The 17,757-nt window shown below is 64.1% G+C and carries 16 protein-coding genes; 14 read left to right on the forward strand and 2 right to left on the reverse strand.

Going from position 1 to position 17,757, the window contains the following annotated elements:
* Positions 1-256 precede the first annotated feature (256 nt).
* Genes lexA through ABIB24_RS02575 form a run of 4 tightly spaced genes read left to right on the forward strand, consistent with a single transcriptional unit; the run spans position 257 to position 5,987 of the window.
* A complete protein-coding gene (gene lexA / locus ABIB24_RS02560) occupies positions 257-865 on the forward strand; it encodes a transcriptional repressor LexA (RefSeq protein WP_013972727.1) in 609 nt (202 codons plus the stop codon).
* Entirely contained in the window at positions 865-1,485 is a 621-nt protein-coding gene (imuA, locus tag ABIB24_RS02565) for a translesion DNA synthesis-associated protein ImuA (RefSeq protein WP_025339259.1), read from the forward strand. The genes lexA and imuA overlap by 1 nt, the downstream gene beginning before the upstream one ends.
* A gap of 6 nt (positions 1,486-1,491) precedes the next feature.
* Entirely contained in the window at positions 1,492-2,910 is a 1,419-nt protein-coding gene (locus tag ABIB24_RS02570; RefSeq protein WP_274120572.1) for a Y-family DNA polymerase, read from the forward strand.
* Positions 2,907-5,987: an error-prone DNA polymerase gene (locus ABIB24_RS02575; protein WP_354316076.1), complete on the forward strand. Its 3,081-nt coding sequence runs from the start codon at positions 2,907-2,909 to the stop codon at positions 5,985-5,987. The genes ABIB24_RS02570 and ABIB24_RS02575 overlap by 4 nt, the downstream gene beginning before the upstream one ends.
* A 486-nt stretch (positions 5,988-6,473) precedes the next feature.
* Here ABIB24_RS02575 and ABIB24_RS02580 read toward each other — a convergent pair whose 3' ends face one another.
* Both ABIB24_RS02580 and ABIB24_RS02585 read right to left on the reverse strand, forming a co-directional pair.
* Entirely contained in the window at positions 6,474-7,295 is an 822-nt protein-coding gene (locus ABIB24_RS02580; RefSeq protein ID WP_286919164.1) for an aldo/keto reductase, read from the reverse strand.
* Complete coding sequence (locus tag ABIB24_RS02585; protein ID WP_025339255.1) at positions 7,283-8,188, reverse strand: LysR family transcriptional regulator; 906 nt, start codon at positions 8,186-8,188, stop codon at positions 7,283-7,285. The genes ABIB24_RS02580 and ABIB24_RS02585 overlap by 13 nt, the downstream gene beginning before the upstream one ends.
* A 140-nt stretch (positions 8,189-8,328) precedes the next feature.
* Between ABIB24_RS02585 and ABIB24_RS02590 the strand changes: the two genes are divergently transcribed.
* The 10 genes from ABIB24_RS02590 to ABIB24_RS02635 all read left to right on the forward strand — a co-directional run bounded on the left by ABIB24_RS02590 (position 8,329) and on the right by ABIB24_RS02635 (position 17,756).
* The gene (locus ABIB24_RS02590) at positions 8,329-9,027 is read left to right on the forward strand and encodes a CoA transferase subunit A (protein ID WP_015270421.1); all 699 of its coding nucleotides are present in this window, start codon (positions 8,329-8,331) and stop codon (positions 9,025-9,027) included.
* A gap of 35 nt (positions 9,028-9,062) precedes the next feature.
* Positions 9,063-9,719, forward strand: a complete 657-nt coding sequence (locus ABIB24_RS02595) for a CoA transferase subunit B (RefSeq protein WP_085693483.1) — start codon at positions 9,063-9,065, stop codon at positions 9,717-9,719.
* Positions 9,720-9,909: 190 nt separating this feature from the next.
* Entirely contained in the window at positions 9,910-11,328 is a 1,419-nt protein-coding gene (locus ABIB24_RS02600) for a short-chain fatty acid transporter (protein ID WP_286919166.1), read from the forward strand.
* Between the two features lie 222 nt (positions 11,329-11,550).
* Positions 11,551-12,093, forward strand: a complete 543-nt coding sequence (locus tag ABIB24_RS02605; RefSeq protein WP_075045302.1) for a helix-turn-helix domain-containing protein — start codon at positions 11,551-11,553, stop codon at positions 12,091-12,093.
* Positions 12,094-12,345: 252 nt separating this feature from the next.
* Positions 12,346-12,522 (forward strand): EPS-associated small membrane protein EppA, encoded by a 177-nt coding sequence (eppA, locus tag ABIB24_RS02610; protein WP_170978847.1) that lies wholly within the window; start codon positions 12,346-12,348, stop codon positions 12,520-12,522.
* Positions 12,523-12,780: 258 nt separating this feature from the next.
* On the forward strand, positions 12,781-13,338 hold the full coding sequence (locus ABIB24_RS02615) for a polysaccharide biosynthesis/export family protein (RefSeq protein WP_025339251.1): 558 nt from the start codon (positions 12,781-12,783) through the stop codon (positions 13,336-13,338).
* Between the two features lie 24 nt (positions 13,339-13,362).
* Positions 13,363-14,478: a hypothetical protein gene (locus tag ABIB24_RS02620; protein ID WP_274079459.1), complete on the forward strand. Its 1,116-nt coding sequence runs from the start codon at positions 13,363-13,365 to the stop codon at positions 14,476-14,478.
* 19 nt (positions 14,479-14,497) lie between these two features.
* Positions 14,498-16,060: a GumC family protein gene (locus ABIB24_RS02625; RefSeq protein WP_085593461.1), complete on the forward strand. Its 1,563-nt coding sequence runs from the start codon at positions 14,498-14,500 to the stop codon at positions 16,058-16,060.
* A gap of 10 nt (positions 16,061-16,070) precedes the next feature.
* Positions 16,071-16,877, forward strand: coding sequence for a CpsD/CapB family tyrosine-protein kinase (locus tag ABIB24_RS02630; protein WP_354316077.1), 807 nt, complete (start codon positions 16,071-16,073; stop codon positions 16,875-16,877).
* Positions 16,878-17,255: 378 nt separating this feature from the next.
* Positions 17,256-17,756 carry a methylated-DNA--[protein]-cysteine S-methyltransferase gene (locus ABIB24_RS02635; RefSeq protein ID WP_137164054.1) on the forward strand — a complete coding sequence of 167 codons (501 nt, stop codon included), beginning with the start codon at positions 17,256-17,258 and terminating at the stop codon, positions 17,754-17,756.
* The last annotated feature ends 1 nt before the right edge of the window (position 17,757 follow it).

Here is a 17,757-nt window from a genome sequence, read left to right on the forward strand (position 1 = left end):
ATGCTCCGTTAGCTTGGGTAGTGGGATCAGCGACTGCTTGCTGCCTGGGTTGAATATTGCGCGATAATATTTAGTGCGCAAAATATATTCCCACTATCCGGTCTATTGGAGCGCTGCATCGCCGGCAAGCGCGGCTCCCACAGTGTCCCTGCTGATTCAACTCGCCATGTGCAGTCAGGTTTGCCGGATCGCAGCCGCCAAGCCGTCGACGAAGGGGGCTGTTCAGCGTGCTCCGAAAAGAGTACAAATGTGCTCCATGGACAATCTTACCCCAAAACGCCGCGCCATCTTCGAGTTCATCCGTGAGCGCATCGCCGACCACGGCCAGCCGCCGAGCCTGGCCGATATCGCCACGCGCTTCGGTTTTGCCTCGCGCAGTGTCGCGCGCAAGCACATCACCGCCCTGTGCCAGGCCGGCTACATCGACGTCACGCCGAACCAGGCGCGGGGCATACGCCTGGCCGAACGGCTGCGCCGCCCGGAAATCCTCGAAGTGCCGGTGCTGGGCCAAGTGGCGGCAGGTGCCCCCATCGGCCCGGACCTCGACATTCACGAGCAGTTGCTGCTCGACCCCAGCCTGTTCCGCCGTACCCCCGACTACCTGCTGAAGGTGCGTGGCGACTCGATGATCGACGACGGCATTTTCGACGGCGACCTGGTCGGCATCCTCCAGCAGGCCGACGCTCGCGATGGCCAGATCGTGGTCGCGCGCCTGGACGGCGAGGTGACCATCAAGCGCCTGCAGCGCCAGGGTGGCAATTACCGGCTGTTGCCACGCAACCCGGCCTATGCGCCTATCGATGTGCGGCCTGAACAGGAGTTCTTCATCGAAGGCGTGTTCTGCGGCTTGCTGAGGCGTGACTGATGGGCGCGGTGGTCGACCTCGACAGGTTGCTCGATCAGCGCCGGGTATGGCGCGGTCGGCAGGCCCAGGCGCGGCCGCTCGGCCTGCAGCCCACGGGCCATGCCGCCCTTGACCAATGCCTGCCGGAAGGTGGCTGGCCGGCGGCTGCGCTCAGCGAACTGTTGCTGGCCAGCCCCGGCTGTGGCGAATTGCAGCTGCTGTGGCCAACCCTGGCCCGCTTGAGCGCTGAAGCCAGCCGAATCGTGCTGGTGGCACCGCCATTCATTCCTTACGCCCCGGCCTGGCAGGCCGCGGGGGTGGACCTGCGCTGGCTGGTACAAGTGGACGCCGCACCTGCCGATGCCTTGTGGGCCGCCGAGCAGTGCCTGCGCTCCGGCAGTTGCGCGGCGGTGCTGTGCTGGCCGGAACGTGCCGATGACCGCGCCCTGCGGCGCTTGCAGGTGGCTGCCGAAACCGGGCAGGCGCTGGCCTTCGCCTGCCGGCCGCAACAGGCGGCGCACAACCCTTCACCCGCGGCGCTGCGTATTGCCGTCGACACCCGCCCGGCACAATGGCGCGTGCTGAAAAGCCGTGGCGGCATGCCCCCGGCGCTGCCCATCGCCTGCCCGGGGCGGGGCTGATGCAACATGCTCTGGGCCTGCATCCTGCTCCCGCAGCTGGCGCTGGACACGGTCCTGCGCGAGCGTGACGACCCTGATACCCCCCTGGTGCTGCTTGGCGGGCCGACCCAGCGACGCGTGCTGCAGGCGGTCAACCCGGCGGCGGCCGCGCTCGGCCTGCGGGCCGGGCAAACCCTGACGGCGGCGCGTGCGCTGGCCGATGGCTTCAGCTGCGTCGAAGCCGACCCCAGGCGCATCGACCAGGTGCAGCAGTTGCTGGCAGCCTGGGCCTACCGCTTCAGTGCCCAGGTCAGCCTGCACTACCCACGGGCGCTGTTGCTGGAGGTGGGCTCCAGCCTGCAACTGTTCGGCCCCTGGCCGCTGTTCGAGGCACGCCTGCGCCAGGAACTGGCGGAACTGGGCTTGCGCCAACGCATCGTCCTGGCCAGCAACCCGGTGGCGGCGCGCATGCTCGCCAACGCTCACGATGGCCTGGCCGTGAGTGACGCCGATGCCACCCGTGCGGCGTTGCTGGGCATGCCCATCGAGCGTATCGGCCTGCCTGCGCAGGCTGCCGAGGCCTTTGCCCGCATGGGCCTGCGCCAGTTGAGCCAGGTGCTGGCCTTGCCCCGCGACAGCCTGGCCAGGCGCTTTCCGGCCCAGGTGCAGCTGCACCTTGACCAGTTGCTCGGCCTGCGCAACCTGGGGCTGGGCTTCTACCAGCCGCCGGACCGCTTCGAAGCCCGGCTGGAGCTGAACTTCGACGTCGAATCGCACCAGGCCCTGCTGTTCCCGCTGCGGCGCATGCTCAACGACCTTGCCGCGTTCCTCGCCGGGCGTGACTGTGGCGTGCAGCGTTTCTGCCTGCACCTGGAGCACGCCGAAGGGCCGGATACTTTGCTGAAGGTAGGCCTGCTGGCCGCCGAACGCGATGCGGCAATGTTGTTCGAGCTGGCGCGCGGGCGCCTGGAACCGCTACGCATTCCCGCACCGGTGCGCAACCTGCGGCTGGTTGCCGAGGACCTGCCACCCTTCGTGCCGCAACACCAGGCATTGTTCGACCCGCGTGCGCAACAGGCGCAACCTTGGGAACAATTGCGCGAACGGCTGCGCGCCCGCTTGGGGGATGAGGCGGTCAAGGGCCTGAGCGTGGCAGCCGATCATCGCCCCGAGTGTGCCTGGCAAGCGGTAGAGCAGGGTGCCCAGGGCAACATGCCGGTCGTTCCTGGCAGCCGCCCTGGCTGGCTGCTGTCGGCCCCCATGGCGCTGGACGAAGGCGGCTATCGCCTGCAAGGCCATGCCGAGCGCATCGAGTCGGGCTGGTGGGATGGCGGCGATGTGCGCCGCGACTATTACCGCATCGAAACCCGCGACGGCCTGCGCGGCTGGGCCTATCGCGACCTGGGCAAGGCCGGCCCGTTGTGGCTGCAGGGCTGGTTCGCATGAACACCCCGGGTTATGCCGAGCTGCACTGCCTGTCCAACTTCAGCTTCCAGCGCGGCGCGTCGAGCGCCGACGAGCTGTTCCGGCGCGCGCGTGAACAGGGCTACCAGGCGCTGGCGATCACCGACGAATGCACCCTGGCCGGTATCGTCCGTGCCTGGCAGGCGGCCAAGGAACACCAGCTGCGGCTGATCGTGGGCAGTGAAGTGCAGTTGCAGGACGGCCCCAGGCTGGTGCTGCTGGTGCAGGACCTGGCCGGCTACCAGAACCTGTGCGCGCTGATCACCCGGGCCCGGCGGCGGGCGCAGAAGGGCGAGTACCAACTGTTTCGCGATGACCTGCAGCAGCACCATCAGGGCCTGCTGGCATTGTGGGTAGCCGATGACAGCGGCGATGCCATCCCCGGGCAGTGGCTGCACGGCGTGTTCGGCGAGCGCCTGTGGCTGGCCGTGCACCTGCACCGCGGCAGTGACGATACCTTGCGCCTTGAACGCTTGCGTAGCCTGGCGGCCAGGGTCGGCATCCGCGCCGTGGCCTGTGGCGACGTGCACATGCACGTGCGCGGTCGCCGCGCCCTGCAAGATTGCATGACCGCCATTCGCCAGCATTGCCTGGTGGCCGAGGCCGGGCGCTTCCTGTTTGCCAATGGCGAGCGGCACCTGCGCAGCCAGGCGCAACTGGGCGAACTCTATCCCGCCGACCTGCTGGCCGAGACCCTGGCCATCGCTGCGCGCTGCCAGTTCGAACTGAGCGAATTGAAATACCAGTACCCACGCGAACTGGTGCCCCAGGGGCATAGCCCGGCGAGCTGGTTGCGCGAATTGTGCCAGCAGGGTTTGCCGTCGCGCTGGCCAGACGGGCCGAGCAGCAAGGTGAGGGATGTGCTGGCCAAGGAGCTGGCGCTGATCGAGGAGCTGGGCTACGAAAGCTACTTCCTGACTGTGCACGACATCGTCGCCTTCGCCCGCAGCCAGCGCATTCTGTGCCAGGGGCGGGGCTCGGCTGCCAACTCGGTGGTGTGCTTCGTGCTGGGCATCACCGAGCTCGACCCCATGCAACACCACCTGTTGTTCGAGCGCTTCCTGTCGCGCGAGCGCAACGAGCCGCCGGACATCGACGTGGACTTCGAGCACGACCGGCGCGAGGAGGTGATCCAGTATGTGTTCCGCCGCTATGGCCGGCACCGGGCGGCGCTCACTGCGGTGGTCAACACCTACCATGCCGCCGGTGCGGTGCGGGATGTGGCGCGGGTGCTGGGGCTGCCCGCCGACCAGGTGGACGCCCTGGCCAAATGCTGTGGCCGCTGGAGCGATCGCATACCCGACGACCAGCGCCTGGCCGAGGCTGGTTTCGAGGCGGGCAGCCCTTCGCTGCGCCGGGTGCTGGTACTGGCCGGCGAACTGATCGGTTTCCCCCGGCACCTGTCACAGCACCCGGGCGGCTTCGTTATCTCGCAGCAACCTCTGGACGAACTGGTGCCGGTGGAGAATGCCGCGATGCCGGAGCGCACGGTGATCCAGTGGGACAAGGACGACCTGGACATGGTCGGCCTGCTCAAGGTCGACGTGCTGGCGCTGGGCATGCTCAGCGCCTTGCGCCGTTGCTTCGACCTGCTGCAACGCCACCGTGGCCGGCACCTGACCCTGGCGACCATCCCCGCCGAAGACCCGGCCACCTACGCGATGATCAGCCGTGCCGAGACCATGGGCGTGTTCCAGATCGAGTCCCGCGCGCAAATGGCCATGTTGCCGCGGCTTCGGCCGAAAAAGTTCTACGACCTGGTCATCGAGGTGGCCATCGTCCGCCCCGGGCCGATCCAGGGCGACATGGTCCACCCTTACCTGCGCCGGCGGCTGAAGCAGGAGCCGGTGACGTACCCCTCGCCGCAACTGAAGGAAGTGTTCGAGCGTACCTTGGGCGTGCCGCTGTTCCAGGAGCAGGTGATGGAACTGGCGATGGTCGCGGCCGACTACACCCCGGGCGAGGCCGACCAGTTGCGCCGCAGCATGGCCGCCTGGAAGCGCCACGGCGGCCTGGAGCCGCACCGCGAGCGGCTGGTGCAGGGCATGTTGCGCAATGGTTATGACTTGGCGTTTGCCGAGCGCATCTTCGAGCAGATCAAGGGCTTTGGCAGCTATGGCTTTCCGGAGTCGCACGCGGCCAGCTTTGCCTTGCTGTGCTATGCCAGCAGCTGGCTCAAGTGCCATGAACCGGCGATTTTCACCTGCGCGCTGGTCAACAGCTGGCCCATGGGCTTCTACAGCCCCGACCAGTTGCTGCAAGAGGCCCGGCGCCAGGGTATCGAGGTCAGGCCGGTGGATGTGTGCCACAGTGACTGGGACTGCACGCTCGAGCCTGAGCCTGGAGAGGTGCTGGCCATTCGCATGGGCTTGCGCCTGGTGCGCGGCCTTGCCGAGGCCGATGCCAGGCGCCTGGAGCAGGCGAGGGCGCAGCGGCCATGGCGCGATGTCGAAGACCTGTGCCTGCGTGCCGGGCTCGATCCGCGAGCCCGCGCTCACCTGGCCGATGCCGGCGCGCTGCGCGCCTTGGCCAGCGACCGGCACCAGGCGCGCTGGCAGGTGGCGGCGGTGCAGCCGCAGTTGCCTTTGTTCGCCGATATCGAAGCCTTGCCGGAAAGCACCGTCGAACTGCCCGTCCCCAGTGTGGCAGAGGACCTGATGGCCGATTACCAGGCCCTGGGTACCACGCTAGGGCCGCATCCCTTGACCTTGTTGCGCTCACGCCTGCGGGCGCTGGGCTGTCGCAGTTCGCGCGAGCTGCAAGATGTCGGGCATGGTGACAACATTGCCGTGGCCGGCTTGGTGGTGGGCCGTCAGCGGCCCCAGACCGCCAGTGGCGTGACCTTCGTCACCCTGGAGGACGAGCACGGTATGGTCAATGTGGTGGTGTGGCGGGCGCTTGCCGAACGGCAGCGGCGGGCGCTGGTGGGGTCGCAGTTGCTCAAGGTCAGCGGGCGGCTGGAGCAGGAGAATGGCGTGCGCCACCTGATAGCACGGCGGTTGGAGGATGTGAGCCCGCTGTTGCAAGGGCTGGACGTACGCAGCCGGGATTTCCATTGATCCCCGGCACCTCACGCAAAGTCCTGATTTTTGCGCGGTCCCTAGAGCAACTGTCTTGCTCAAATTCCAAAAGGCGGCGCGATTCCTGTGGGAGCGGCCTTGTGTCGCGAAAGGGCTGCAAAGCAGCCCCAGCAATTTCAACTGTTGCGCATCAATCCTGGGGCCGCTTTGCGGCCCTTTCGCGACGCAAGGCCGCTCCCACAAAAAAGCTATTTCGTGCCAGTCGCTACTTGCGTGTCGGTGCCGGGAACGCGCTGATGGAAGTGAGCCGGCTGTTAAATGGCCTTGCACGAATCCCGACCCTTGCGCGCTCCCACAGGAGTCTCGCCATAGTCCGGATTGCGCTGACCTGGAGCGGCCTTGCGTCGCGAAAGGGCTGCGTAGCAGCCCCAGGATTTCGGCGTCACTGCAGATAATGCTGGGGCCGCTTTGCGGCCCTTTCGCGACGCAAGGCCGCTCCTACAAAAAGCGATTCCGTGCCAGTCGCTACACCATCGCCAACCGCTGCTTGCGCGTCGGTGCCGGGAACGCCCGGTCGATCGCCCGCAGGTCTTCGCTGGTCAAGGTCAGCATACCCGCAGCCGCATTCAACCGCACATGCTCGGGCGTCACGGCCTTGGGAATGGCGATCACCCCGTCATCACGGGTCACCCAGGCCAGGCTGACCTGGGCCGCCGTGGCGCCATGGCGCTCGGCGATTTCCGCCAACACCGGGTGCTGCAGCAGGCGCCCGGCCTGGGCCAGCGGGCAGTAGGCCATGGTCGGTAGCGCGCGCTTTTCGCACCACGGCAACAGGTCGAACTCGATGCCACGCTGGGCCGGGTTGTACAGCACCTGGTTGGTGGCGCAATCGGGGTTGTGCAGTTCGCGCAGGTCGTCGACGTCGAAATTGGAAACACCCCAGCGCTTGATCTTGCCTTGCTCGCGCAAGCGCTCGAAGGCCTCGACGGTTTCCTCCAGTGGGTGCTGGCCACGCCAGTGCAGCAGGTACAGGTCGATGCAGTCGGTGCCCAGGCGCGTGAGGCTGCGTTCGCAGGCCGCCGCCATACCGCGCCGGCTGGCATTGTGCGGGTACACCTTGCTGACCAGGAACACCTGGTCGCGGCGCCCGGCAATGGCCTGGCCAACCACTTCTTCCGCGCCACCTTCGGCATACATCTCGGCGGTATCGATCAGGCTCAGGCCAAGTTCGATACCCTGTTGCAGGGCCGCCACCTCGGCCGCCTTGCGGGCCGGATCTTCACCCATGTACCAGGTGCCCTGGCCAATGGCCGGAACGCTCGAACCTGCCAGTTTCACGTAACGCATGTCACCTCCGGGATGCGGGTATTGGAAAGCAGTACCTCAAGCAGCGCTTGCGCGGCCGTGGAAAGCTTGTGTTCGCTGAGGGCAATCACGCCGATGCGGCGCTCGACCGTGGGCTCGACCAGGGTGACGCAGCGGGCGCCAAGCTCCTGCATCTGGTTGATGCACAGTGCCGGCACGGCACTGACCCCCAGGCCACTGGCGACCATGCGCCCGATGGTCGACAGCTGGTGGCTCTCGAAAGCCACCGCCAGTTTGCCGTGCTGGGCGGCCACGTTCTGTTCCATCAGCAGGCGCACCGCCGAAGGGCGTTGCAGGGCCACGAAGTCTTCGGCCAGCAACTGTGCCCAGCTGACCTGGGGCAGCTGCGCCAAGGGCGAATCGGCGGGCACCACGGCGACGAAGCGGTCCATGTACAACGGGTGGAAATCCAGGCCATCGATGTTGTCCGGTTCGAAGCCGATGCCCAGTTCGACGCGGCGATGGCGCACCAGTTCCTGCACCTGTTCGTTGATCACATCGTGCACCGTGACGTTGACCTTCGGGTATCGCTGGCGAAATACCTTGAGCGAGTAGGGCAGCAGGTTGCCAGCAAAGGCCGGCATGGCCGCCACCGAAACCCGGCCCAGTTGCAGGGTGAAACGCTGGCGCAGCATTTCTTCGGTGTCGTCCCAGTCGGCCAGCAGGCGCCGCGCCAGCGGCAGCAGTACCTCGCCCTCGGCAGTCAGGCTGACGCTGCGTGTGGTACGGCTCAGCAGAGCGCCGCCAAGGTTTTCTTCCAGGGCCTTGATGGTCAGGCTCAGGGCCGGTTGCGAGACATGCAGGTGTTCACCGGCCTGGGCGAAGCTCTGGTACTTGGCCACAGCGACAAAGGCGCGCAGTTGCTTGACGTTCATGACAGGCCTTTTGGTTGTTTTGCAAAAGTTATCAATCGATGATGAAAACAAAATTAACAAATCAGTCGCTTGCGGTGAAGATGTCCCCACACGCTCACCGACAGCCTCGTCGGTTCAACAACTACAAAAGGCGGATCAGCATGGCCGGACTGGACAAGCGCGTTGCAACCTATGAACAGGCCCTCGAAGGCCTGACCGACAACATGACGGTACTGGCTGGTGGTTTCGGCCTGTGCGGCATCCCGGAAAACCTTATCAGCGAAATCAAGCGCCGTGGCGTCAAGGGCCTGACCGTGGTCTCCAACAACTGCGGTGTCGATGGCTTTGGCCTGGGCGTGCTGCTGGAAGACCGGCAGATCCGCAAGATGGTCGCTTCCTACGTGGGCGAGAACGCCGAGTTCGAACGCCAGCTGCTGAGCGGCGAGCTGGAAGTGGAACTGACCCCGCAAGGCACCCTCGCCGAGAAAATGCGCGCCGGTGGCGCCGGCATCCCGGCCTTCTACACGGCCACCGGCTACGGCACCCCGGTTGCCGATGGCAAGGAAGTGCGCGAGTTCAACGGCCGCAAGTACATCCTCGAAGAATCCATCACCGGCGACTTCGCCATCGTCAAGGGCTGGAAGGCCGACCACTACGGCAACGTGGTGTACCGCAACACCGCGCAAAACTTCAACCCGCTGGCGGCCACCGCCGGCAAGATCACCGTGGTCGAAGTGGAAGAGATCGTCGAACCTGGCGTGCTGCTGCCCAGCGAGATCCACACCCCGGGCATCTACGTGGACCGCGTCATCGTCGGCACCTTCGAAAAGCGTATCGAAAAGCGCACCGTCAAGGCCTGAGCGCCATCCACCAGAACAACAAAGAGATCCTGACCATGGCACTGACCCGCGAACAGATGGCGCAACGCGTCGCCCGTGAACTGAAGGACGGCTACTACGTAAACCTGGGCATCGGCATTCCGACCCTGGTGGCCAACTACGTACCCGCCGACATGGATGTGATGCTGCAATCGGAAAACGGCCTGCTCGGCATGGGCGAATTCCCCACCGAAGGCACCCTCGATGCCGACATGATCAACGCCGGCAAGCAGACCGTCACCGCCCGCCGCGGTGCCTCGATCTTCGATTCGGCGCAGTCGTTCGCCATGATCCGTGGCGGCCATGTCGACCTGACCGTGCTCGGCGCTTTCGAAGTGGATGTGCAAGGCAACATCGCCTCGTGGATGATCCCGGGCAAGCTGGTGAAGGGCATGGGCGGCGCCATGGACCTGGTGGCCGGTGCCGAGAACATCATCGTCACCATGACCCACGCTTCCAAGGACGGCGAGTCCAAGCTGCTGCCGCAGTGCAGCCTGCCGTTGACCGGTGCTGGCTGCATCCGCAAGGTGCTGACCGACCTGGCCTACCTGGAAATCGAAGACGGCGCCTTCATCCTGCGCGAGACCGCGCCCGGGGTGAGCGTTGAGGAAATCATCGAGAAAACCGCCGGCAAGCTGATCGTGCCGGATGATGTGAAGGAAATGACCTTCTAACCTATCGCCGCGCACCGCCCCTGTAGGAGCGGCCTTGTGTCGCGAAAGGGCTGCAACGCAGCCCCGCGATTTTGGCATCGATGCCGAGATCGAGGGGCCGCGTTGCGGCCCTTTCGCGACACAAGGCCGCTCCTACAGGGGTTTTGCATTTGCTGATGTATCCGATAAAACCAATAAAAGGAATTGAACTGTGGCCGCTGAAATCCAAGACAGCCGTTCCGCGCGCTTTGCCTTGCGCTGCTCCAACTGGGCCGAACGCTGGTTCCCCGATTCCTGGGTGTTTGCCGCCCTGGCGGTGCTGCTGGTGTGCATCGGCGCCCTGGCCATGGGCGCCAAGCCGACCGACACCGCCAAGGCCTTTGGCGATGGCTTCTGGAGCCTGATCCCCTTCACCATGCAGATGGCCTTCGTGGTCATCGGCGGCTATGTGGTGGCCAGCTCGCCGCCCGCGGCGCGGCTGATCGACCGCCTGGCGCGCATCCCCGGCAATGGCCGTTCGGCAGTTTGCTGGGTGGCGCTGATCTCGATGCTGGCATCGCTGCTCAACTGGGGCCTGTCGCTGGTGTTCGGCGGCCTGCTGGTGCGCGCCCTGGCCCGGCGCACCGAACTGAAGATGGACTACCGCGCCGCCGGTGCAGCCGCCTACCTGGGCCTGGGTGCCGTGTGGGCGCTGGGCCTGTCTTCGTCGGCGGCGCAACTGCAGGCCAACCCGGCCAGCCTGCCACCGTCGATCCTGTCGATTACCGGGGTGATCCCATTCACCGAAACCATCTTCCTCTGGCAGTCCGGCGTGATGCTGGCGGCGTTGGTGGTGGTCTCGCTGGTGATCGCCTACGCCACGGCCCCGGGCCCGAACAGTGCGCGCAGCGCCCAGGACTGTGGGGTCGACCCCAGCTTCACCGCGCCACCGTCACCCCAGCGTACCCGCCCGGGCGAGTGGCTGGAACACAGCCCCATCCTGATCCTGCTGCTGGTGGCACTGGCTGCCGGCTGGCTGTACCAGGAGTTCGCCACCAAGCCGGCGATTACCGCCATTTCCGGGCTGAACACTTACAACCTGTTGTTCATCATGCTCGGTGCCTTGCTGCACTGGCGCCCGCGCAGCTTCCTCGATGCGGTGGCGCGCGCGGTGCCGACCACCACCGGGGTGCTGATCCAGTTCCCGCTGTATGGTTCGATCGCGGCCATCCTCACCCAGGTGAAGGGCCTCGACGAGCAGACTTTGGCCCACCACATTTCGCTGTTCTTCACCCAGATCGCCACGCATGACACCTATGCCGTGCTGATGGGGGTGTATTCGGCGGTGCTGGGCTTCTTCATCCCATCGGGTGGTGGCAAGTGGATCATCGAGGCACCCTACGTGATGCTGGTGGCCAATGACCTGCAGTACCACCTGGGCTGGGCAGTGCAGATCTACAACGCCGCCGAAGCCTTGCCGAACCTGATCAACCCTTTCTACATGCTGCCGCTGCTGGGGGTACTGGGGCTCAAGGCACGCGACCTGATCGGCTTCTCGTTCGTGCAGTTGCTGGTGCACGTGCCACTGGTGCTGGTGTTGCTGTGGGCATTGGGTACGACGTTGCAGTACCTGCCGCCGGTGATGCCGTAGCCCTGGGCCTGCGCTGGCTTTTTGTAGGAGCGGCCTTGTGTCGCGATAGGGCCGCAAAGCGGCCCCAGGATTTCAGCAATAGTGCACAAATTGCCGGGGCTGCTCTGCAGCCCTATCGCGACACAAGGCCGCTCCTACAAGACTCAGCGCAGCGGCCCCAGCATTTCCTGAGCAGTCCACGTATCATTACCAGGCTGCCTTCGCCTGGGAAACCCGCGTCACATGTCTATCCGATTGAAACTGCTTCGAAAGAAACTGGGGATGACCCTGGAGCTGCTGGCCGACAAGACCGGCATGACCAAGAGCTACCTGTCCAAGGTCGAACGTGGCCTGAACACCCCCTCGATCGCCGCCGCGCTGAAGCTGGCGCGGGCACTGAATGTCAATGTCGAAGAACTGTTCGCCGAAGAGCAGGCCGGCCAGAGCCGCTACAGCCTGGTGCGCCATGGCGAACGCCAGGCCCTGGTGGGTGACGGGGCAGGGCCGGGGTACGCGGCCCTCACCAGCCAGGTCGGGCAGCGCAGCCTGCTGCCGTTCCTGATCCAGCCGCCGACCGAGTTCAGCGACCCCACGTTCAAGGAACACCTGGGCGAAGAATTTCTGTTCGTCCACGCCGGCCAGGTGGAGGTGGACTTCATGAACGAGCGGGTGCTGCTGGAGCAAGGCGATGCCTTGCATTTCAATGCCCAGACACCCCACCGGCTAAGGTCGGTGGGGCCGCTGCCGGCGCAGTTGCTGGTTGTGGTACACCACGCAGACGAGTAACACGCTGGGGCGCCAAAGTGCCCCACGGCCTTGCCTTTCTCAGCGATGAAACGTTGGCGCCACCAAGACAGCGCCCTTTGCTCAACTTGTGCGTCGATATTTTGACGATTCTGTTGGGCGCCTATTGAATTTTATTATAGTGTCGAATCGTTGACGCAATGCCATTGTGTTCATAAGCTCATTTCAACAGTGAAACAACTTCCGAACACCACGCCAACAAATAGTTGATTTTCCTCTTTACAGGAGGGGCGTATGCGCACGGCTCTGATTATCAAATCGATGTCTTTGCTGGCGCTGTTGAGTGGCGCGGCGCGTGCGGCGGATATGTATATCAATCAGAACAGTATCATCCCTGTTTCAACCGCAGGGTGGTTCTTTGCATTTGCTGTCGTTGGCTTTGTGGCAGTCGCCAACAGGAACAAGATCTGAGTCCGCCAGCCTGGGTTTAACCCTTGACACCAGCGGCCCGGGGCCTGGCTTGTCAATTCCCCAGCCGTTGCTATATTGCCAGTAGCCCGTGCAGGTCCACGGTTGCAGGCAGCACAGCCCAGGCTGCACAGCGTCAAGGCAAGGCCTCTGGAAGATCGAGGCCATCGCGGTTGGCGTATGCCGCGAAGCGGAGCGAGAGTTGGTGTGTTGTTCTCATTCAGTGCTCTTTGTCGGGCCTTTTCGGCCGGAGGGACCCTCATGGTGCGTTCAATGTTTGCCGCGTTCTGCATGCTGATGGTGTGGTCTGGTGCCGGTAAGGCCGACCCGCACAGTGCTACCTACCTGCTCAGCCCCGGCGATGTGGTGATGGTTTCGGTGTGGCAGGAAGACAGCCTGCGCCAGGAAGCCACCGTACTTCCCGATGGCAGTATCACGTTCCCCCTGGCCGGGCGCATCGATGTTGCCGGGCTGGATGTGACGACCGTTGAAAAACAAGTGGCTGCCAAACTCGAGAAGTTTCTCCCCGACCCGAATGTCAGCGTTGTCGTCAAGAGCATCGCCGGCAACCTGGTCTATGTACAAGGCAAAGTGATCAAGCCCGGGCCGGTACAAATGGCAGGCCCTACGGCAGTGCTGCAGGCTTTGAGCATGTCGGGCGGCCTCGACAAGTTTGCAGATGAAAGCGAAATCAAAGTAGTGCGTGGCACCGGCGCTTCCCAAAAAATTCTGCCCGTGCGATATAGAGACCTGGTGTCTGGCCGGGATATGTCCACCAACATCCAACTGCAGGCTGGCGATACGCTGGTCGTTCCTTGATCTTGCCTTTAATAAGAACACTTAATGCCTCTTCTCAGAACAACTAGCATTGCAACGGCAATCTTGGTGTTGCCGTTTACGGACACAGTCCTGGCAGCAAATTGGCAGTCTACGGTGGTGGTACCGACATCCGTCGAACATGACAGCAACCCCTTGCTGCTGTCGTCGGGTGAAAAGGGCATAACGCGCACGATCATCGCGCCGGATTACACCCTGATCGGTACCTTCGACCGTGACGAACTGAGGTTGGGGCTGGGCGTGCATGTATTGCGCTCGTCCGACACGGCGGTGGTCGACAACCGGGAGGACCCCGACGTTAGCCTGGGCTGGCAGCGCCAGACCGAGCGCGGGCGGTTTGGCCTGCTGGCGCGTTACAACGAAAGTTCGACGCTGTCGGGAACGGTGCTGGATACCGGCGTGGTCACCACCGATGGCACGCAAAAGCTGTATACGCTGGCCGGCAACTGGAGCCAGGCGGTTACCGAACGCAGCACCTTGAGCAACGAAACCACGTACAACCGTGCCCGTTATGACATCAGTACGCTGACGGGTTACGAAGAACTGGGCAACGTGTTCACCTGGACCTACGCCTGGAGCGAGCGGGCTGATCTTTACAGCCGCTTCGGTGCCCGGCGCTATGAGCCCGAACAGGACCAGACGGCGACGGCGTCCAACAGCTACAGCCCGGCGGTCGGGGTCAAGTACCAGTTCTCCGAACGTCTCAGCGCCGATGCGCATGTGGGTATCACCGAGGTTTCCGGTGACGAAGGTGGCCGACGCGGGGAGGGTGGGGTAGCGCTGCTGTATACCGGTGCGCGCGCCGTCGCCAGCTTTACCGCCGAACGCAGCACGGTGGCCAGCGCCGAAGGCGGCTTCGCCGAGCTCGACCAGGTGCGCGGTGTGTGGAGTTACGCCGTCAGCGAATTGACCCGGGTGGGCGCGGATGCTGCCTGGCAAGACAGCAAAGGGCAGACCCCCAACACCCTGCAGACCTACAGCGTGTGGGCCAGCCGCGAGTTTTCGCCGTACTGGGACCTGCGCCTGTCGCTGATGTACAAGGATCGGCAGCAGGATCACGAAGCTGATGCGAACGCTACGATCGTGGGTTTGACGTTGACGTACAGGTACCCCGACATCTGAACTTCAGGCAGGTGGCCCCATGAAGTCCGACTACGAGCTCTCCCTCAGAGATTACATCGCCATAATCAAGGACCGGGCCCTGTTGTTGGGGGTGAGCATCGTAGTCATCCTGGCCGCGACCGTCGCTGTCGCAGTGATGGTGCCGCCGATCTACCAGTCGACCGGCACCATCCTGGTGGAGTCGCAGCAGATTTCCCCCGAGCTGGTATCGACCAACAACACCAGTTTCGCCGATGAACGCATCGAAGTGATTCGCCAGCGGGTGATGACCCGCGAGAACCTGCTGCGCATCATCGACAAGTACAACCTGTTCCCCGACAAGCGCTTCAGCGATAGCGACAAGATCGACCACATGCGCAGTGCCATCGTGGTCGAAACCCTTACCACCTATGTACGCGGGCGCGGCGAAGCGACCGTGGCGTTCAATGTGTCCTTCGAGCACAAGCAGCCGGAGGTGGCCAAGGAAGTTGCCGACGAGTTGGTCACGCTGTTTCTCAACGAGAACCTCAAGCAGCGTACCGAACGGGCCAACGAAACCACTGAGTTTCTCACCCAGGAGGCGAACAAGCTGGGTGCCGAGCTGGCCAGCCTGGAAAACCAGCTGGCGGATTTCAAGCAGGCCCACGCCAATGCCTTGCCCGAGCACCAGACCCTGCGCATGAACATGCTGTCACGCTCGGAGCTGGAGTTCCGCGAGGTCGACCGTGATTACAAGGCCGCCCAGGAAGAGCTGCGTTACCTTGAGCTGGAACTGTCCGCGGCCAGTGCCGGGCTGGCTACCAAGGTCGGCGAAGGCCCCAGGGTGGCCAGTGCCGAGCAGCCCCAGGACCTGCCCAGCCTGAAAGCCGAGTATGCCCGGCTGCTGAGCCGCTACAAGGAAGCCCACCCCGATGTGGTGGCGGTCAAGCGCAGGATCCAGGCGCTCGAAGCCAGTGGCAATCGCACGGCTGCGGCCTCCACGGTCGGCCTCGATGTCGCCCGCGTGCGCGCCAAGATGAGCGCGGCACAGGTGCGCATTGCTTCGCTGGCCGAGCAGAAACGCGAGCTGACCCGCAAGATGGAAGGCTACGAGGCCGAGATCCTCGAGGCGCCGCAGGTCGAGCGTGGCCTGGTGACCTTGATGCGTGACCACGACAACGCGCGCAAGAAGTACGAGGAAATCCGCGCCAAGGAAATGGGCGCGAAGATTACCGAAAGCCTCGAGCAGGAGAACAAGGCCGAGCGCTTTGTGCTGCTGGAGCCACCGCTGATGCCCGAGAAACCGATCAAACCCAACCGCAAGAAAATCGCCGCGCTGGGCCTGGTGCTGGCACCGGCAGGTGGCGGTGCGCTGGTGATGCTGCTGGAAATGCTCAACCAGCGCATTCGCGGCGTCGGTGCCTTGGAAAACCTGCTGGGCAGGCGCGTGCTGGTAGCGCTGCCATACATCGATACCAAGGCCGACGTGGCCAGGCGCAAGCGTTGGCGCAACTGGCTGATCCTGGCTGCACTGGTGCTGGCGGCTATCATGGTGGTGCTGGTGCACGTGTTCTACATGCCACTGGATGTGCTGTTGTTCAAAGTCATGTCTCGGTTTGCATAGGAAAGCAGTGATGGACAGGACCAAGCCGGCTGTTGGCAATAATCTTCACCAGGTTACCCCGGGTACCCCGCAGGTCTTGTCACCCGCCTCAGGTACGGCGCTGGCGGAAGTGCCTGGCCAGTTCGATTACGTGAACACCAAGGTGGTGCCGCTGCGCGCGGAGCACCTGGAGCGTCACCGTATCGTCGCCTACAACAAGAACTCAAACATGAACGGGCCAATCGACCTGTTGCGCACGCAAGTGCTGAGGACCATGGACGAGAATGGCTGGCGAACCTTGGCCATCACCTCGCCAACCCCTGAAGCGGGCAAGACGGTGTTGTCGATCAACCTGGCCATGAGCATCGCCCACCACACCACCAAGACTGCGCTGCTGGTGGACTTCGACCTGCGTCGGCCCAAGGTCGGCAGCAGCCTGGGCCTGCCCATGGACCAGGCGTTGAACGAGTTTCTGACGGACAAGGCCGAGCTGCAGGACTGCCTGGTCAACCCGACCTTGCCTCGGTTCGTGGTACTGCCCACGCGGGTACCGGTGCCGTTGTCTACCGAAATGCTGTCGTCGCCCAAAGTGAACAACCTGATCAGCGAACTGCGCAACCGCTACGAGTCGCGCATCTGTATTTTCGATTTGCCGCCGTTGCTCAGCTCTGACGATGCGATCACCGTGATACCCAAGTTCGACTGTGTGCTGCTGGTGGTGGCCAACGGTATGAACAACAGGAAGGAAATCGAAGATTGCCTGCATCACCTGGCCAGGGTGAACCTGGTGGGGACGGTATTGAACAAGGCTGACGAGCAGCCTCGGACCTATTATTGAGGCACAGGATTCAGGGGCTGCTTCGCAGCCCATCGCGACACAAGGCCGCTCCTACAGGTACAGCACATGCCTTCAGCTGGTGAGGTCCCTGTGGGAGCGGGCATGCCCGCGAAGCAGGCGACGCGGTGGATGGCACCGGCTGCGCCGGTGTTCGCGGGCGCGCCCGCTCCCACAGGTATGGCGCATTCCTTCAGCTGATGGGGTCCCTGTGGGAGCGGGTTCACCCGCGAAGCAGGCGACGCGGTGGATGGCGCTCTGGTCCGGGTAATATGCCGAGGCCGATGTTCCGGTTGCGTGATTGCCTTAGCAAGAAAGCGGATGCAGGCAGGGCTGTGGATGCGTACAGTAGGTTGATCGCAACCTGGCAGGAGCCTGCTTATGTCCAGCGCATTCACCTTCATGCAGTCGCCCGTCGGCACCTTGACCCTGGTAGCCCGTGGTGAGTGCCTGGCAGCCGTACTCTGGGAGGAGGAGCGGGAAAACCGCGTGCGCCTTGGCGCCCTGCACCGCAATGATCAGTGCCCGGTACTGCTGGAAACCGCCCGCCAGCTCGGCGAGTACTTTGCCGGCAAACGCCAGCGCTTCGAACTGGCGCTGGATTTTACCGGCACCGAATTCCAGCGTCAGGTGTGGGCCGCGCTGCTGGCGATACCGTTCGGTGAAACCCGCAGCTACAGCGACATCGCCCGGCAGATCGGCAACCCCAGCGCGGTGCGAGCGGTAGGCGCCGCCAATGGCCGCAACCCGATCTCGATCATCGCCCCGTGTCATCGGGTGATCGGTGCTTCGGGCAGCCTCACCGGCTTTGCCGGTGGCCTGGCGGCCAAGCAGTACCTGCTGGCGCTGGAGGGCCGGCAAAGCCTGGCACTGGACCTGTAAG

The organism is Pseudomonas sp. UYEF17 (assembly GCF_040546125.1).
Taxonomy (GTDB): Bacteria; Pseudomonadota; Gammaproteobacteria; order Pseudomonadales; family Pseudomonadaceae; genus Aquipseudomonas; species Aquipseudomonas putida_Z.